This is a genomic window from Megasphaera sueciensis, assembly GCF_050219315.1.
Taxonomy (GTDB): Bacteria; Bacillota; Negativicutes; order Veillonellales; family Megasphaeraceae; genus Megasphaera_A; species Megasphaera_A sueciensis.
The window spans coordinates 1,873,517-1,892,498 of record NZ_CP116939.1 but is presented as its reverse complement, the minus strand read 5'-3'; the positions used below and the strand labels follow the sequence as shown (position 1 = coordinate 1,892,498).

The window sequence follows — 18,982 nt, the reverse complement described above, 5'->3', positions numbered from 1 at the left end:
GCTTTTTGAGTGGGATTTTGACTTTTTTATCTAAAAACTGTCAAAAAGCTCGAAATTCGCTTGATGTTTTGGTATAATGTATAAGATAGTTATTAAATAGTATTAGTATATATTCTAATTATTTATATTGTTATATGAGGTGACATTGTGGACGAATTTCAATCTGATAAAGTTTTACCGGTTTGTCTGGAAAACGAAATGCAGACATCGTATATTGATTACGCGATGAGCGTTATTATTACACGAGCACTGCCGGATGTGCGTGACGGGATGAAACCTGTACATCGCCGTATTCTCTATGCTATGCACGAAGCGGGTATGACTTCGAATAAACCGTACAAAAAATCGGCGCGTATCGTTGGAGCAGTTTTGGGGAAATATCATCCTCATGGTGATAGTTCGGTGTATGATGCAACAGTCCGGTTGGCACAAGATTTTTCCACGCGCTATCTTCTTGTTGATGGACACGGCAACTTTGGTTCTGTTGATGGTGATTCTGCGGCAGCTATGCGTTATACCGAAGTTCGTATGTCCAAAATTGCCGGTGAAATGCTGGAAGATATTGATAAAGATACGGTAGATTTCATGCCAAACTATGATGGTTCTTTACAAGAACCCGTGGTTCTTCCTTCGAAAATTCCTAATTTATTGGTTAATGGTTCGGCAGGAATTGCTGTAGGTATGGCAACGAATATTCCACCGCATAATTTAGGTGAAGTCATAGACGGATGCGTGCTTCTGATTGATAATCCGGAGGCATCACTGGAAGAAATAATGACTAAAATCAAGGGCCCGGACTTTCCAACAGGAGCGCAGATCATGGGACGGGATGGTATTATTAAAGCATATTCTACTGGCCGTGGCAGTATTAAAATGCGCTCTTGTGCTGAAGTGGAACCAATGGGAAAGGGAAAAAATCGTATTGTTGTAACCGAAATCCCATATCAAGTTAATAAAGCACGTGTTATTGAAAACATAGCGGAATTATCCCGCAATAAAGAAATTGATGGCATTACTGCCTTGCGGGATGAATCAGATCGTAAGGGAATGCGTATTGTTATTGAGCTTCGTGCGGATGTTAATCCCGATATCACATTGAATAAACTGTATAAACATACGCAACTCCAAGAAACTTTTGGTGTTATTATGCTGGCACTGGTGGACGGACATCCCCGGGTTCTTACGCTGAAAGAGGTTCTTGTTTATTATTTGGAACATCAAAAGACGGTTATTACAAGACGCAGTAAATTTGAATTAGACAAGGCTTTGGCCCGCGCACATATTTTGGAAGGCCTGCTTATTGCGTTGGATCATATTGATGAAGTCATCAAGACAATTAGAGCTTCTCAGACGGATGAAATAGCTAAAACAGCGCTGATGGACAACTTTGGCTTAAGTGAAAAGCAGTCTATCGCTATTCTTGATATGCGGTTACGTCGCTTGACGGGTTTGGAACGTGAAAAGATTGAAGCAGAATATAAGGAATTGGAAGAACGGATTGCTTATTTGCGCAGCGTGTTGGCAGATGAACGTAAGGTTATGGAAATTGTAAAAGAAGAATTGCTGGACGCCAAGAAACGTTTTGCCGATAAACGCCGAACACAAATTGTAGGAGCTATATCGGATTTTGAAATTGAAGATATGATTCCCGACGAAAAAATGGTTCTGACACTTACTCGTCGCGGATACATCAAACGTATGAATGCCAATGTGTACCGTACTCAGAATAAGGGCGGCCGGGGAATTAAAGGTATGAGTACAAAGGATGAAGACGCAGTTAATCATTTATTATATACGTCTGCCTTACACACCGTTTTGTTCTTTACCAATTTGGGGCGTGTATACCGTTTGAAAACCTATGAAATTCCGGAGGCCAATACCCGTAACTCTAAAGGAGTAGCAGCGGTAAATCTTTTGCCCCTTGACCACCATGAAAAGGTAAATGCACTGATTGATATAGATCAGGTAGATCCTACTATGAATCTGTTTATGGTTACGGAAAAAGGACTTGTTAAGAGAACGGTACTTCATGAATTCCGTAATGTACGCCGTAATGGGCTGATCGCAATTTCCTTAATGGATGGAGATAAGCTTGCCAAAGTTTTGCTGACCAAGGGCGATCAAAATATTATTCTGGCGACAAAATTGGGTATGGCAATCTGCTTCAAAGAAGAAGATGTTCGACTTATGGGACGAAATACGCGGGGTGTCCGCGGTATTACTTTAGCCAAATCGGATATGGTTATCGGTGCCGATGTACTGGAACCAGGTTGTCAGGCGTTAACCATCAGTGAAGAAGGATTTGGCAAACGCAATAATATTGATGCTTATAAAGTACAACTTCGCGGCGGAAAAGGAGTAAAGAACTTTAAAATTACCCATAAAACAGGGGATATTGTAGGTGTTGAAGTAGTACGGGCGGATCAGGAATTAATACTTATCACAACGAACGGAATTGTTATTCGTACAGACATTGAAAGTATAGGAATCAAAAAGGGCCGTAATACATCCGGTGTAAAGATTCAAAAGCTGGAAGAAAATGATAAAGTAGCAGCCTTGGATACGATTACTGTCGATGGAGCAGAAGACGATACACCGCAGGAAAATTTATTTAAGGAATAATTATAAATAGACAACCTTTTTTAGTAAAAGGTTGTCTATTTTATATCAGTATACACAATCAGGAAAGAAGGGATAGTATATGCAGAATTTTGAATATTACACACCGACAAAAGTTTATTTTGGAAAGGGAGAAGAGAACCGGGCAGGAGAAATACTAACAGCATATGGAGCTACAAAAGTACTTGTTCTATATGGTGGACAAAGTGCCAAAAAGTCAGGAGTGCTGGATCGGGTTGAAAAATCGCTTTGTGAAGCCCGGATTCCATATGTTCTGCAGGGCGGGGTACATCCGAATCCCCGGTTGTCTCACGCACGGGCTGTAATTGAGTTATGCAAAAAAGAACACGTTGATTTTCTTTTGCCTGTCGGTGGCGGCAGTGTGATCGATGAAGCTAAATGTATCGGCATGGGATTGTGTTATGAAGGTGATGTATGGGATATTTACACTCGCAAGGAGCCTGACCATGGCTGTATTCCGCTTGGAACGATTTTGACTATTGCGGCAGCAGGCAGCGAAATGAGCTGGGCCAGCGTTATGACAAATGAGGATGGATGGTTTAAACTGGGGTATCAAAATGATGTACTGCGTCCGGTGTTTACTATTATGAATCCAGAATTGACCTATACGCTGCCGCCCTATCAAACGGCGTGCGGCGTAGTCGATATGATTATGCACATTCTGGAACGTTTTTTTAGTCCGCATGCAGAAGATGATTTGACTGACGAGATTGCTGCGGCTATTATTCGCAATGTCATCAAAAACGGTGAAATTGTTAAAATGACTCCTTGTGATTATAATGCCCGGTTTCAAATTATGTGGGCAGGCAGTTTGGCTCATAATGGGATTTTAGAGGGCGGAAACGGCAAGGGAGATTGGGGAGCGCATCATATTGAGATGGAAATCAGTGCTATTTTTGATGTTGCTCATGGGGCCGGACTGGCAGCTGTTTGGCCAAGCTGGGCTCGGTATGTTTGTAAAAAAGATATTGCACGGTTTGCTAAGTTAGCACGCAGCGTTTTTTCTGTTAACGAAGTGGAAGATGAAAAAGCAGCTTTAGAAGGAATAAACAGAATGGAACAATTTTTCCATTCGATTGATATGCCTACTTCATTAACGGAATTAGGTGTCGTTCCAACGGAAGAGCAGTATTGGGAAATGGCTGGGAAATGTACGCACAATGATACAAAACGCGAAGGGGCATTTGGACAGCTCACTGCAAAAGATATATATAATATATATAAAATGGCACAATAAAAATCAGAAAGCAAGGGTTTGATCTTTAAGAGATAAAATCCTTGCTTTTACTATTATAGTGCATTGACAAGGTGTTTGAATTATGATATCATATACAAGTTGTCCCGTGCGGGACACAATGCTAAACTGTTAGTTTTAAACATTTCGAAAAAATCCTCTTGACGGGATAAACGACTTGTGATAAACTAATCAAGTCGTCGTGATGAGGGCAAGGAAACGAGGCTCCATCAAGGCTGATAAAAAAAGTGTAGGTTTGTCAAACATATGTTACACAGTAGCAAGAAAAGAACGAAGGACTTCGTTAGGAGATTTCCAAGCCAGAGGACGCATAGGAAAATTATTGTATTCTCTACTACGTACTGCTAACTGTTTTTTGAAATCTGCAAAAGAATAAAAACGATGCTCCGCATAGAAGTACTCGTTGTCTTTTCGATGAGAGCGCTCTACCTTTCCGTTATGCCGCGGCGTATACGGCCGTATTTTTTGATGGATAATGTGATAGGCTGCCAATTGTCGTTCAAACAGCGTGAGTTCCGCTGTCTTACTTCGACCAAATCGGTTGGTGAATTCAAAGCCATTGTCGGTTTGGATTTTACAAATGGGAAACGAGAATCTTCGTACCAAGTGTTGGAGAAATATCGTGGAAGAATAGGTGCTCTGTTCTTGGAATGCTTCCAAATACCGAACGCGCGTACATTCATCGATAGCCGTGTATTGGTACATTCTTTCACCCAGCGCATGTGCCTGCCCCACGATGCAAGCAGAAGGAACTACTTTGACATCTACCTGCACTTTTTCTCCAGGGAACAGTGCTTGTTGATAGGGCTTGGGGATGTACTTTGGGTTCGGTACGGATTCCCGTGTGAGTCCGATACGCTTTAAACAGCGATATAGGCCCGTGATGGATCGTGTATATCCCCGTTTTCTTAGCTTGATCCAAAACACGACCAGCCCGGCATGCGGATTTCGTCGTCGCATATTCTGAATAAACGTTATCTCTTGAGACGTGTGCTGATTGGGATGATGGTGAGGGCGTCTGGATCGGGGCTGTAACGATGCCGGGGTCCCATCATAGCGCCATTGCAAGCGATAGATAAACTGGCGATTCGTACGATATTTTATAGCAGCAATAGTCACACCATATTTTCTGGCGTAAGAAAGAATAGATAGACGATACTTTACATCTTGTGTTATGCTGTTCATGAGAGAGCACCCTTTCTGTTGTGGTTTGGTATAGACAACTTAAGCATAACACAAAATGGTGCTCTCTCTTTTCTGTTTTTGTAACATATCTATGGTAAACCTACAGGCTCCATCAAGGCTGATAAAAAAAGTCTCTTGACAAACGGAAGAGATTTTGATATACTAATTAAGCTGTCGGACGACAGCAATGACCTTTGAAAACTGAACAATGTAACGAACAAACAAACGCCAGAGTGCGAGGTCTTGGAAACAAGACGTCAAAACGAGTAAGAAAACGAACCAAAAACAATAGCAAGAAGGAGCCGAATGGCTCTTCATATATCATGGAGAGTTTGATCCTGGCTCAGGACGAACGCTGGCGGCGTGCTTAACACATGCAAGTCGAACGAGGTCTTTCAAGAAGCTTGCTTCTTAAAAGACCGAGTGGCAAACGGGTGAGTAACGCGTAAACAACCTGCCCTCAGGATGGGGACAACAGCTGGAAACGGCTGCTAATACCGAATACGATCAAACGGCCGCATGGCCGGATGATGAAAGGATGGCCTCTATATATAAGCTATCGCCGGAGGAGGGGTTTGCGTCTGATTAGCTGGTTGGAGGGGTAACGGCCCACCAAGGCGACGATCAGTAGCCGGTCTGAGAGGACGAACGGCCACATTGGAACTGAGACACGGTCCAGACTCCTACGGGAGGCAGCAGTGGGGAATCTTCCGCAATGGGCGAAAGCCTGACGGAGCAACGCCGCGTGAGTGAAGACGGCCTTCGGGTCGTAAAGCTCTGTTATATGGGACGAACGTATCTATGGCCAATACCCATAGATAGTGACGGTACCGTAAGAGAAAGCCACGGCTAACTACGTGCCAGCAGCCGCGGTAATACGTAGGTGGCAAGCGTTGTCCGGAATTATTGGGCGTAAAGGGCGCGCAGGCGGCCGGTCAAGTCTGTCTTAAAAGTGCGGGGCTCAACCCCGTGATGGGACGGAAACTGGCAGGCTGGAGTGTCGGAGAGGAAAGCAGAATTCCTAGTGTAGCGGTGAAATGCGTAGATATTAGGAGGAATACCAGTGGCGAAAGCGGCTTTCTGGACGACAACTGACGCTGAGGCGCGAAAGCCAGGGGAGCAAACGGGATTAGATACCCCGGTAGTCCTGGCCGTAAACGATGGGTACTAGGTGTAGGAGGTATCGACCCCTTCTGTGCCGGAGTTAACGCAATAAGTATCCCGCCTGGGGAGTACGGCCGCAAGGCTGAAACTCAAAGGAATTGACGGGGGCCCGCACAAGCGGTGGAGTATGTGGTTTAATTCGACGCAACGCGAAGAACCTTACCAAGCCTTGACATTGATTGAACGAGGCAGAGATGCCTTTTTCCTCTTCGGAGGACAAGAAAACAGGTGGTGCACGGCTGTCGTCAGCTCGTGTCGTGAGATGTTGGGTTAAGTCCCGCAACGAGCGCAACCCCTATCTTCTGTTACCAGCACGTAAGGGTGGGGACTCAGGAGAGACTGCCGCAGACAATGCGGAGGAAGGCGGGGATGACGTCAAGTCATCATGCCCCTTATGGCTTGGGCTACACACGTACTACAATGGCTCTCAATAGAGGGACGCGAAGGAGCGATCCGGAGCAAACCCCAAAAACAGAGTCCCAGTTCGGATTGCAGGCTGCAACCCGCCTGCATGAAGCAGGAATCGCTAGTAATCGCAGGTCAGCATACTGCGGTGAATACGTTCCCGGGCCTTGTACACACCGCCCGTCACACCACGAAAGTCATTCACACCCGAAGCCGGTAAGGTAACCGCAAGGAGCCAGCCGTCGAAGGTGGGGGCGATGATTGGGGTGAAGTCGTAACAAGGTAGCCGTATCGGAAGGTGCGGCTGGATCACCTCCTTTCTAGGGAGACATGGGCAGGACCCCGACGGGGTGCCTGCAGTCATCTTTAGGTCGGCACTTTGGTACATGTACGTTACATTGTTTAGTTTTGAGAGGCCATTTTTGTATGGTATCTCACGCGTATCTTGACAACTGCATAGAAAAGTATTGAATAAGTAAAACCTCTTTAAATAAAGAGAGTCAAACTTAACGAACCGAAGAAACTCAAACATAGTAGGTGGGTACGAACGTACCAAGAGAAAGTCAAGTAAGTAAGGGCGTACGGCGGATGCCTAGGCCATGTCAGCCGAAGAAGGACGCGATAAGCTGCGATAAGCTGCGGGGAGGTGCAAGTAACCAGAGAGCCGCAGATTTCCGAATGGGGAAACCCGGCAGCAGGAGTGCTGCCACTCCACGCAAGTGAGAGAGGGCACCCGGTGAACTGAAACATCTAAGTAGCCGGAGGAAAAGGAATCAACAGAGATACCCCAAGTAGCGGCGAGCGAACGGGGCAGAGCCCAAACCGGGACGGGCAACCGACCCGGGGTTGCGGACTACCAACAAGCGCGCAAGGCGAGCCGAACCAGCTGGGAAGCTGGGCCAGAGACGGTGAAAGCCCGGTAGGCGAAACGGCGCGCGCGGGGTAGGATCCAGAGTACCACGAGACACGAGAAACCTTGTGGGAAGCAGGGGGGACCACCCTCCAAGGCGAAACACTGACATGAACCGATAGCGCATAGTACCGTGAGGGAAAGGTGAAAAGCACCCCGGGAGGGGAGTGAAAGAGAACCTGAAACCGTATGTCTACAAGCAGTCGGAGAGCGTATATATATCAGCTCGACGGCGTGCCTATTGAAGAATGAACCGGCGAGTTACTTCATCCAGCGAGGTTAAGCGGGAAACGTGGAGCCGCAGCGAAAGCGAGTCTGAACAGGGCGACAAGTTGGATGGAGTAGACCCGAAACCACAGTGATCTACCCATGTCCAGGTTGAAGCACAGGTAAAAATGTGTGGAGGACCGAACCAGTGAGCGTTGAAAAGCTTTTGGATGAGATGTGGGTAGGGGTGAAATGCCAATCGAACGTGGAGATAGCTGGTTCTCCCCGAAATAGCTTTAGGGCTAGCCTCATGGCGAGAGTACAGGCGGTAGAGCACTGAACGGGGTAGGGTCCTATCCGGATACTGAACCTAATCAAACTACGAATGGCTGTACTTATACATGGGAGTCAGACTGCGAGTAATAAGGCCCGTAGTCAAAAGGGAAACAGCCCAGACCAACAGCTAAGGTCCCCAATGCCGTACTAAGTGGCGAAGGATGTGGAATTTCGAAAACAACCAGGATGTTGGCTCAGAAGCAGCCACCATTAAAAGAGTGCGTAATAGCTCACTGGTCGAGAGACTCTGCGCCGAAGATGACCGGGGCTAAAGTACGGAACCGAAGCTTTGGCATGTGTCTGAGGACACATGGGTAGGGGAGCGTTCCTGCAGGGAAGAAGCCTGACCGGAAGGACAGGTGGACCGGCAGGAAGAGAGAATGCCGGTATGAGTATCGAAAAGAAAGGTGAGAATCCTTTCCACCGAAAGCCTAAGGTTTCCTGGGCAACGATCGTCGACCCAGGGTAAGTCGGGGCCTAATCCGAGGCGGAGAAGCGTAGGAGATGGACAACAGGTTGAGATTCCTGTACCACGACAGTCTGTTCGAGCGAAGGAGCGACACAAGAAGGAAAGCGCGCATGCGATTGGAAGAGCATGTCCAAGCTGGTAGGTTGGATGAGAGGCAAATCCCTCATCCGGAAGGCCGAGAAGCGATGGGGAGCTTCTGGAGACAGAAGCGAAGGGGCCGGACCTAAATTGTCAAGAAAAACTTCTAGTGAGGACTGTGGTGCCCGTACCGTAAACCGACACAGGTAGGCAGGAAGAGAATTCTAAGGTGCGCGGGAAAACCCTCGTTAAGGAACTCGGCAAAATATATCCGTAACTTCGGGAAAAGGATAGCCCAGAGTAGGTGAAGCGCAGAAGCGCGCGGAGCCGGAATGGGCGGCAGAAGAGAGGCCCAAGCGACTGTTTACCACAAACACAGGCGTCTGCTAAAGGGAAACCTGATGTATAGATGCTGACACCTGCCCGGTGCTGGAAGGTTAAGAGGAAGTGTTAGCGCAAGCGAAGCAGTGAATTGAAGCCCCAGTAAACGGCGGCCGTAACTATAACGGTCCTAAGGTAGCGAAATTCCTTGTCGGGTAAGTTCCGACCCGCACGAAAGGTGTAACGATTTGGGCACTGTCTCAACGAGGGACCCGGTGAAATTGAAGTACCTGTGAAGATGCAGGTTACCCGCGACTGGACAGAAAGACCCCATGGAGCTTTACTGTAACCTGAGATTGAATTTTGGTAAGAGACGTACAGGATAGGTGGGAGGCAGGGAAGTGAGTACGCCAGTATTCACGGAGCCGCTGGTGGGATACCACCCTTGTTTTACCGGAATTCTAACGAAAAGCGTAACAAGCTTGCGGACAGTCTCAGGCGGGCAGTTTGACTGGGGCGGTCGCCTCCAAAAGAGTAACAGAGGCGCCCAAAGGTTCCCTCAGCGCGGACGGAAACCGCGCGCAGAGTGCAAAGGCAGAAGGGAGCTTGACTGCGAGACGGACAGGTCGAGCAGGGACGAAAGTCGGGCTTAGTGATCCGGTGGCATCCGAGTGGAAGGGCCATCGCTCAACGGATAAAAGCTACCCTGGGGATAACAGGCTTATCTCTCCCAAGAGTCCATATCGACGGGGAGGTTTGGCACCTCGATGTCGGCTCATCACATCCTGGGGCTGAAGTAGGTCCCAAGGGTTGGGCTGTTCGCCCATTAAAGTGGTACGCGAGCTGGGTTCAGAACGTCGTGAGACAGTTCGGTCCCTATCCATCGCGGGCGGAAGAAACTTGAAAGGGGCTGCTCCTAGTACGAGAGGACCGGAGTGGACGGACCAATGGTGTACCAGTCATACCGCCAGGTGTGCAGCTGGGTAGCTACGTCCGGGACGGATAAACGCTGAAAGCATCTAAGCGTGAAACCAGCCTAAAGATGAGGTTTCTCATTACGCAAGTAAGTAAGGTCCCACAGAGACGATGTGGTTGATAGGCCGGGAGTGGAAGTACAGTGATGTATGGAGCGGACCGGTACTAATAGACCGAGGACTTGACTTAAGCACGAAACATCCGCTATGTAAGACCTTTAGTTCGCAGATACTTTTCTTTGTGGTTGTCAGGGTATGACCCTGAACGATTCAGTGGCGACAGCTGCGGGGATCCACCTGTTCCCATGCCGAACACAGCAGTTAAGCCCGCAAACGCCGAAAGTACTTGGGTGGAAGCGCCCTGGGAGGATAGGAAGCCGCTGATTGGAAGCCAGCATACTTTACCAGTATGCTGGTCTTTTTGTCGTATTGAGCTTTCTTATTTTTCGTGATATCCTTATATATATATTGTGGAAAGGAGTGGATTAAATGGCGACAAGTGAACTTAAACTAAAACGGGTATATACAGCCTGTGATGAGTGTGATGGGTACCGGATTTTAGTGGATCGGTTATGGCCGCGCGGCATTACCAAAGAACGATTGCATTGTGAAATGTGGGCTAAAAATATTTCACCTTCGCAAGAATTGCGAAAGGCTTTTCATGGAGGAAATCATTTTTTAGGTTTTAAAGAAGCATATGTGCTGGAATTAGAAAAAAATATGGAAGCATCTTCATTTATTGCTTTATGCCGTGAGAAACTTGCCAAAGGAAATGTAACGCTTGTTTATGCTGCAAAAAATGAAATATGTAATAATGCAGTCGTTTTGAAAGAATGGCTGCTAGAAAAAATAAACAAAAATAGTTAAAATTGCTTTAAAAGATTATTCTATCATGATATACTTGATATAAATATAGGTAAACCCGAAGATTCGTCTGACGGTAAACCAACATGGATAAATGCATCGTACTGAATTTGCAAAGGGCTGTCCCTGCGCAGAAAGTCGAGTGAATAGTTTTGTCATACGCTATCCCCGTACTTTCGTACGGGGTTTTAATTTTTTTAAGGAGCGTGTTTTCCTATGGAAACCAGAGTTGCGTTAATTGGAATTATTGTTAGCAGTCCAGAATCGGTCACTAAGTTAAACAGTATTTTGCACGAATATAGCCAATATATTATTGGACGTATGGGGATTCCTTACCAACAGCGGAAGGTATCCGTCATTAGTATTGTTATGGATGCACCGCAGACGGTAATTAGTGCTTTATCCGGAAAATTGGGGATGGTTCCCAATGTAAGTATCAAAACTACATATGCTAAACTGCCTGAATAAAACAGAAGGAGACTATTATGTTAAAAATTGCAATATATGGTAAAGGTGGCATTGGTAAATCAACAATAACGAGTAACTTATCGGCATCTTTTGCCAAATTAGGAAAACGTGTTATTCAAATTGGCTGTGACCCTAAAGCAGATTCTACATTTAACTTGTTAGGGGGAAAACCGGTACAACCTGTCATGAATTATATACGGGAATTTGATGAAGATCCGGAACGCATTGAAGATATTTCAAAAATTGGGTTTGGTGGAGTGTTATGCATTGAAACGGGAGGACCAACGCCAGGATTAGGCTGCGCAGGACGAGGCATTATTGCTACGTTTAGCTTATTGGAGGATTTAGGTCTTTTTGAACAATTTAAACCGGATGTTGTCTTGTATGACGTATTAGGCGATGTGGTTTGTGGTGGTTTTGCTGCACCTCTCCGAGCCGGCTATGCTGATGAAGTTATTATTGTTACTTCAGGAGAAAAAATGGCTTTATATGCTGCTGATAATATTAATACAGCTGTAAACAATTTTGCTGACCGAAGCTACGCCAGAGTACGGGGAATTATATTAAATCGCCGTAATATTGTTGATGAGGAATATAAAGTACGAAATTTTGCCGCAGAGCGCAACTTAGAAATTATTGGAGATATTCCGCGTAATGATGATATAACCCAGTTTGAAGATATGGGAAAAACTGTTATTGAAGGAGATGGCAGTTTGCCTATTAGTAAACGATTTTTACGAATCGCACGGTTATTATGGGAACATGAGGAAACAGAACATGAAGAATAAACCCTACTCTATCACTATAAAAGAATTAGTAGAACGAGGCCGTAACAATATTCCAGAAGAATGTATTTCTTCAACGCACCTTATTTATAATTCACCAGCGGCACTTGCATTTAATTCTCCCGGAGCAGAAGGATTTGGCGTAAAACGAGCAGGGCTAGCTATTCCGGGATCGGTTATGCTTCTTATTGGTCCGGGATGTTGTGGCCGAAATACCACTATACTTAGTGAAATGAGTGGGTATAGTGATCGATTTTTCTTTTATATTATGGATGAAACAGATATTGTGACAGGCCGTCATTTAACGAAAATACCGCAAGCCGTAAAAGAGGTATGTGAAACATTGGAGACGCCGCCAACGGTTGTTATGATTTGTATGACTTGTGTGGATGCCCTATTAGGAACGGATATGGAACGAGTCTGCCGAAAAGCTGCCGTGTGTGTGGGCATACCTGTTGTGCCTTGTTATATGTACGCATTGACACGGGAAGGTCGTAAACCACCTATGATTGCAGTACGTCAAGCTGTGTATTCTCTTTTGGAAAAGAGGGAAAAACAAGCAAACATGGTTAATATTTTAGGATATTTTTCGCCGTTGATGAATGAATGTGAAATATACCCTCTTTTACGGCAAATGGGGATTAAAAAGATAAATGAACTTTCCCGATGCAAAACAATGGAAGAATATAAAAATATGGCAGCGGCTAATTTTAATCTGATTCTTCATCCGGAATCACGCCTTGCGGCCCAAGATTTACAAGAGCGCTTGGAAATTCCCAGTATTGAACTGACACGTATGTATCAGATAGACAAAATTCAGAAACAGTATCATATTCTTGCAAAAACATTAGGAACAATGATTGATGATTCAATTTACGCTGCCGAGGCACGGGATACGGTAACGCAATTTGTACAGTCCCACAAAAATGTGATTTTTGCTGTGGGGGAAATGATGAATGGAAATTCTTTTGAACTAGCGTTAGCGCTTGTCAGATACGGCCTTTGTGTTGCTGAAATATACAGTAATTTAGGGACGGAAGATTATGTATTTCTTAAGCAACTCGCTGCATTGAGTCCAGATACCCGCGTATTTTCTAATATATCGCCATCTATGTTGTATTATAAGGACACAGGCAATCATATTCACGTGACACTGGGCAAGGATGCTGCTTATTATCATCCTCGGGCGATACATGTTTTATGGACAGAAGAAGAACAACCTTTTGGCTATGCTGGGGTAACGAAACTTTTCAAAAAATTGCAAGAAGCATTAGATACAGAAGGAGGAGATTTGCGATGAAAGGACTATGGAAATACATTTCTCCTTTTGCACCGGATCAGGCAGGTGCTTGTTCCGTATTTTATGGATTGGGCGGGATTGTTGTTATTGTGGATGCCGGCGGATGTGCCGGAAATATTTGCGGATTTGATGAGCCGCGCTGGTTTGGAAAAAAAAGTGCGATTTTTAGCGCGGGTTTACGAGATATGGATGCTATTCTTGGTCGGGATACGCTCCTTGTGGAAAAATTGTGTGCAGCAGCGGCGGATATGAAGGCTATGTTTGCGGTTTTCGTAGGTACACCGGTACCGGCTGTTATTGGAACAGATTATCAAGCGCTGCGACGCATGGCAAAAAAAAGACTGGAATTTCCCGTTATGGCGGTTGATACAACGGGTATGAATTTATATGATGTGGGAATGGAAAAAGCCTATCTGGAACTATTTCGTACATTTGCAGTTGAATCTGGACCGATACAATCAGGAACGGTGGGAGTTATTGGCGCCACTCCTCTAGATATGACCTGTTTAGAAGATTCTTTACATATTGAGAACATATTGACCGGACAAGGTTGGTCAAGAGTTCTTATATATGGAAAAAATGGGTTGAGCAATATACAGCAAGCTGGGACTGTGGCCAGAAATTTTGTCATAGCACCGGCTGGCATGGCAACGGCCGTGTATTTGGAAAAAAAATTTGGTACTCCTTATACTGCTGCATATCCACTTTTGAAAAAAAAATGGCGATGTGATTTCACAGGAAAAAAAGTTTTGATCGTTCATCAGCAAATTTTGGCCAATACACTGCGGCAGCAATTGTTAGAAGCGGGAGCGTCTGCTGTCACAGTGGCTTCTTGGTTTATGCTTAAAGAGACATTGAAGGAGGCCTATGATATAGCACTTCGCGAAGAAGATGATTTTATTCAGTTAGCAGATAATCAGACATATGATATCGTCATAGGAGATGATTTGTTCCGAAAGGCGTTAAAGCATTTTACGGGAACATACTTGGAATTGCCGCACTTTGCTGTATCTGGAAGGATGTGAAGAGCTGTGAGGACGACACAAATGATACGTGTTTTTGGTATTGTCCAGGGAGTAGGTTTTCGCCCTTTTGTCAGCCGAACGGCGGCAGCCAATCATATTCGGGGGTGTGTTTGTAATAAGGGTTCTTACGTGGAAATTATGGCACAAGGGGAAAAGAAAGCACTGCAATCTTTTTATGATGAATTGCAGTATAATCCACCGCCGCGCTCTGTAATTTTAAAAATCGATAAAGAAAAAGCAGAAGGGGCTAAGACATATAGTTCTTTTGATATTATAGAAAGTACGAAAGAGAAAGGAGACATTTTTGTTTCACCGGATATTGGTATTTGTGATGCTTGTAAAAAAGAACTTTTTGATAAAAAAAATCGCCGTTATCTGCATCCATTTATCAACTGTACAGCTTGCGGACCGCGGCTTACAATTCTTGACTCTATGCCTTATGATAGGGAACGGACCAGCATGGGAGAGTTTCCCATGTGTGCAGCCTGTACATATGAATATACACATCCGGAAACCCGACGATATGATGCCCAGCCGGTGTGCTGTAAGGAATGCGGCCCTGAAGTATATCTTATGGATCGCTGCGAACGCGGCTCATTTGCTATTACGGAAGCCAGACGCGTTATCAGCAATGGCGGGATTATTGCTATCAAAGGAATCGGTGGCTTTCATCTAAGTTGTGATGCCACAAATGCAGAGGCAGTCTGCCGCTTGCGCAGACTGAAAAAGCGTCCGGTAAAGCCGTTTGCTGTTATGATAAAGAATTTAGATGTTGTCCGGCGTGAATGTGTTATACATGCTGATCAAGAAGCTGTATTGACAGGGCATCAAAAACCTATCATATTATTAGATAAAAAAGCAGGAGGAAAACTTTGTCAGCAAATCGCACCAGGAAATCCCAAGATAGGAGTTATGCTTCCGTATGCACCCTTGCAGCTATTGCTGTTTACCTATGATGATAATATAATTATGCCGGACATTCTTGTTATGACCAGTGCTAACGAATCGGGAGCACCTATTTGTCGAACGGATACAGAAATACGTCATAAAGTATTAAATATGTGTGATCTTGTCATATCACACAATCGTAAAATTCGTCTGGGTGTGGATGATTCCGTAATGGATTTTTATGATGGGAAACCATACATGATTCGCCGGTCCCGCGGATATGCACCGCTGCCGTTTATACTTTCGCATCAGTATGAAGGTCAAGTTCTGGGGATAGGCGGAGAATTGAAAAATACTTTTTGTCTCGGTAAAAACAATTTATTTTACCCATCTTCTTATGTGGGAGATATGGCGGATGTCAGAACAATGAAAGCATTACGTGAATCAATAGTGCGGATGGAGACTTTGCTGGAAGCAAAACCAAGTATAGTAGCCTGTGATATGCATCCTCGTTATAATACGACAATTATTGCCGGGGAGTTAGGCCTTCCCGTATTTCCCGTGCAACACCATTACGCGCATATACTTTCTTGTATGGCTGAAAATAATTATTCGAAACCTGTTATCGGTATAGCCTTTGATGGTACCGGATTTGGTACAGATGGAACTATTTGGGGGGGCGAAATATTAACTGCCGATTATACTGGTTTTATCAGGCGGGGTGCGATAGAACCATTTATGCAGAGAGGCGGTGACATTGCTGTTAAAGAAGGGTGGCGTGTTGCCATATCCATGTTGTACAGCATTTTTGGAAATAGTGAAATTTTTGAGAAAAGTGTACGTCAATTAAATCTTTGTGATGAAAATAATCTTATGGCACAGCATTTCATGGCAGATAATCATATCAATAGTATCGGTTCTACTAGTGCTGGACGTTTATTTGATGCTGTAAGCGCCATCTTAGGTATATGCAGAAGTTCAACTTTTGAAGGGGAAGCTTCCATGGCTTTACAATTTGCGGCAGAGAGATGGAAAAAGAAGCATAAGGAACCGGAACTTCTTCATCGATATGATTTGAAATTGCAGAATGGGATATTTTATTTACCTACCAATGGACTAGTACGGCATATGGTCGAAGGAGTATTGGCCAGATGGCCGGTAGGATGCTTGGCGTATATTTTTCACAGGACATTGGCGGATATGATTATTAAGGCTTGTAAAAAAGTTCGTGCAGATACGGGAATTACAACGGCAGCACTAAGCGGAGGTGTTTTTCAGAACCGGTTGCTGCTGCGGATGTGTGACAAAGGACTGCAGGACTATGAATTTCGCGTTTTGAAGCATAGCCTGCTGCCGCCTAATGATGGAGGGATTTCTTTGGGACAAGCGGTTGCGGCAATGCAGTATATACAGAATATATAAAGGAGACGGGGACTATGTGTGTAGGATTACCAGCTCGTGTAATAAGAATAAAAGACGGAATTGCTTTAGTTGATGCATCGGGTGCCAAGCGGGAGGTTTCAGCGGAACTTCTTGATGAATTAGATCCCGGCGACTACGTTATGGTGCATGCAGGACTGGCTATTGCTAAAATAACCGACAATGATGAGGATGAAACAGATGGTATCATGGAGGAATTATGAAGGATGAAAAAAGGACAGCGCGAGAGATCATAGAAACATATAATGGATCTGCAATTCGTATTATGGAAGTTTGTGGTACGCATACGCATGAAATTTTTAGATTGGGAATACGCAGTCTTTTGCCGGATACGGTAAAGCTCATCTCCGGTCCTGGCTGTCCAGTCTGCGTTACACCTGTAGATTTTATTGATGAAGCTATTTTTTTAGCACAAAAGCGACACGTTACAGTTTGTACATTCGGAGATTTGGTACGAGTGCCAGGTACAGCCGGTAGTCTTGCGAAGGCACGCAGTGAAGGGGCTGGAGTAGAAATTGTATATTCTCCAATGGATGCATGCCTATATGCTGAAAAACACAGAACCGAGCAAGTTGTATTTTTATCAGTAGGTTTTGAAACGACAACACCGGCTAGTTGTCTTGCCGTAAGAAAAGCAAAGCAGGATCATCTTGACAACTTCTCCTTACTGACAGCTAATAAAACAATGCCGCAAGCATACCAGACGTTAAAAGGCAGTGCCGATGCATTTTTATATCCCGGACATGTTCATGCCGTTATGGGTACAACTTCTTGTGAAGAACTGGTAAAAGAAGGAATATCTGGTGTTATTACTGGTTTTACGGCAAAGGAGATATTGACGGCGCTGGCGGTTATTATCATAAAACACCAAGAAGGAAAACCATTTTTTAAAAACTGTTATCCGCGCGTAGTTACCGCTGCAGGGAGCAAAGCGGCACAACAAGTAATGAAAGAGGTTATGGAACCTTGTGATGCGGAATGGCGGGGATTAGGGACTATTCCAAAATCAGGACTTAAGCTGACGGCGGCATATGAAGCGTTTGATGCTAGAATTAAGTATACTATGCCGAAACTTGTGGGACATAGCAATATTGCTTGTCGCTGCGGTGAAGTATTACAGGGAAAATGCTATCCTGACAACTGCAAACTTTTTGGCAAGACCTGTACTCCAGAACATCCGGTAGGAGCCTGTATGGTTTCCCATGAAGGCGCTTGCTCGGCATTCTATCAATATGGAGGTTATACATCATGGATGAAATAATTACACTTGCACACGGCGCCGGCGGCAAAAAAACGGCAGAGTTAATAGAGAAAGTATTTAAAACTCATTTTTCAAATCCTGAATTTACCGGTGATGATGCAGCTGTTTTACAAATAGATGGAAATCAGTTGGCTTTTACTACGGATGGTTTTATTGTGTCGCCGCCTGAATTTCCGGGGGGGAATATTGGAAAATTAAGTGTTTGCGGCACAGTCAACGATCTGTCGTGCATGGGAGCGCAACCATTGTACTTATCTTGTGCTTTTGTTATTGAAGAGGGTTTTTCCTTAGCAAAGGTCGAAGAGTATGCGGTGTCAATGGAAAAAACAGCTAACGAAGCAGGTGTACGGATCGTAGCAGGAGACACGAAAGTAGCTGGAAAAGGACAAGTAGACCATCTTTTTATTACGACAACAGGAATAGGCCGCGTCATGGAAGGCTGCCATACTTCGGGAACCTTTGCTCGTCCGGGTGATGCTGTGATTGTAACAGGCGATGTAGGGCGGCACGGTTGTACTATTCTTCTGGCTCGGGATACCTATAGCATTAAAGCAGATGTAACAAGTGATTGTGCGCCTTTATGGGGAACCGTAAAAGCGATGTTCGATACGACTAAGAATATTCATGTTATTCGTGATGCTACGCGGGGTGGTGTGGGAACCGTGCTTTATGAAATAGCGGAACAAAGTAATGTAGGTATTCACTTGGATGCGGCAGCTATTCCTGTTGATAATGCGGTATCCGGTGTTTGTGGGATGCTGGGTTTGGAACCGCTTTATTTAGCCTGTGAAGGTCGTCTGGTAGTATTTGCGCCTAAAGAAGAGGCAGCGGCATTGTTGAAAACATTACATAAAGGGATATATTCAAAAAATGCAGCTATTATTGGTGAAGTAACGGCAGAAATGTCTGGGCGCGTAATCATGAAAACAGAAATAGGGACAGAGACGATACTTCCTCCACCGGGGGGAGAACTTTTGCCCCGGATTTGTTAAAGTAATCAATTGATG

General features: G+C 44.9%; 12 protein-coding genes and 3 rRNA genes. 14 read left to right on the top strand and 1 reads right to left on the bottom strand.

Annotated features, from left to right (window positions below; genetic code table 11):
* Window positions 1-147: 147 nt before the first annotated feature.
* Window positions 148-2,622, top strand: coding sequence for a DNA gyrase subunit A (gyrA, locus tag NXG62_RS09065; protein WP_427112107.1), 2,475 nt, complete (start codon window positions 148-150; stop codon window positions 2,620-2,622).
* Window positions 2,623-2,701: 79 nt separating this feature from the next.
* On the top strand, window positions 2,702-3,877 hold the full coding sequence (locus NXG62_RS09060; protein ID WP_427112106.1) for an iron-containing alcohol dehydrogenase: 1,176 nt from the start codon (window positions 2,702-2,704) through the stop codon (window positions 3,875-3,877).
* A gap of 267 nt (window positions 3,878-4,144) precedes the next feature.
* On the opposite strand, the gene NXG62_RS09055 is transcribed toward NXG62_RS09060, so the two are convergent.
* Window positions 4,145-5,080, bottom strand: coding sequence for a DDE-type integrase/transposase/recombinase (locus NXG62_RS09055; protein WP_427089594.1), 936 nt, complete (start codon window positions 5,078-5,080; stop codon window positions 4,145-4,147).
* A 320-nt stretch (window positions 5,081-5,400) separates the two neighbouring features.
* On the opposite strand from NXG62_RS09055, the gene NXG62_RS09050 reads away from it, so the two are divergent.
* From NXG62_RS09050 to hypE, 12 genes are all read left to right on the top strand, one after another.
* Window positions 5,401-6,969 (top strand): 16S ribosomal RNA (locus NXG62_RS09050).
* A gap of 241 nt (window positions 6,970-7,210) precedes the next feature.
* Window positions 7,211-10,134, top strand: a 23S ribosomal RNA gene (locus NXG62_RS09045).
* A 79-nt stretch (window positions 10,135-10,213) separates the two neighbouring features.
* Window positions 10,214-10,330: ribosomal RNA gene (gene rrf, locus NXG62_RS09040) — 5S ribosomal RNA — on the top strand.
* The 16S, 23S and 5S rRNA genes sit together here, the layout of an rRNA operon.
* 103 nt (window positions 10,331-10,433) lie before the next feature.
* The gene (locus NXG62_RS09035) at window positions 10,434-10,811 is read left to right on the top strand and encodes a DUF488 domain-containing protein (RefSeq protein ID WP_427112105.1); all 378 of its coding nucleotides are present in this window, start codon (window positions 10,434-10,436) and stop codon (window positions 10,809-10,811) included.
* 213 nt (window positions 10,812-11,024) lie between these two features.
* Window positions 11,025-11,276, top strand: coding sequence for a TM1266 family iron-only hydrogenase system putative regulator (locus tag NXG62_RS09030; RefSeq protein ID WP_427112104.1), 252 nt, complete (start codon window positions 11,025-11,027; stop codon window positions 11,274-11,276).
* 17 nt (window positions 11,277-11,293) lie between these two features.
* Window positions 11,294-12,064: an AAA family ATPase gene (locus NXG62_RS09025; RefSeq protein ID WP_427112103.1), complete on the top strand. Its 771-nt coding sequence runs from the start codon at window positions 11,294-11,296 to the stop codon at window positions 12,062-12,064.
* The gene (locus tag NXG62_RS09020; protein ID WP_427112101.1) at window positions 12,054-13,361 is read left to right on the top strand and encodes a nitrogenase component 1; all 1,308 of its coding nucleotides are present in this window, start codon (window positions 12,054-12,056) and stop codon (window positions 13,359-13,361) included. The genes NXG62_RS09025 and NXG62_RS09020 overlap by 11 nt, the downstream gene beginning before the upstream one ends.
* Window positions 13,358-14,386, top strand: a complete 1,029-nt coding sequence (locus NXG62_RS09015) for a nitrogenase component 1 (RefSeq protein WP_427112100.1) — start codon at window positions 13,358-13,360, stop codon at window positions 14,384-14,386. The genes NXG62_RS09020 and NXG62_RS09015 overlap by 4 nt, the downstream gene beginning before the upstream one ends.
* Window positions 14,387-14,407: 21 nt before the next feature.
* Entirely contained in the window at window positions 14,408-16,696 is a 2,289-nt protein-coding gene (gene hypF / locus NXG62_RS09010) for a carbamoyltransferase HypF (protein ID WP_427112099.1), read from the top strand.
* A 14-nt stretch (window positions 16,697-16,710) separates the two neighbouring features.
* The gene (locus NXG62_RS09005) at window positions 16,711-16,917 is read left to right on the top strand and encodes a HypC/HybG/HupF family hydrogenase formation chaperone (RefSeq protein WP_322351650.1); all 207 of its coding nucleotides are present in this window, start codon (window positions 16,711-16,713) and stop codon (window positions 16,915-16,917) included.
* Window positions 16,914-17,975, top strand: a complete 1,062-nt coding sequence (hypD, locus tag NXG62_RS09000) for a hydrogenase formation protein HypD (protein ID WP_427112098.1) — start codon at window positions 16,914-16,916, stop codon at window positions 17,973-17,975. The genes NXG62_RS09005 and hypD overlap by 4 nt, the downstream gene beginning before the upstream one ends.
* A complete protein-coding gene (gene hypE / locus NXG62_RS08995; protein WP_427112097.1) occupies window positions 17,963-18,967 on the top strand; it encodes a hydrogenase expression/formation protein HypE in 1,005 nt (334 codons plus the stop codon). The genes hypD and hypE overlap by 13 nt, the downstream gene beginning before the upstream one ends.
* The last annotated feature ends 15 nt before the right edge of the window (window positions 18,968-18,982 follow it).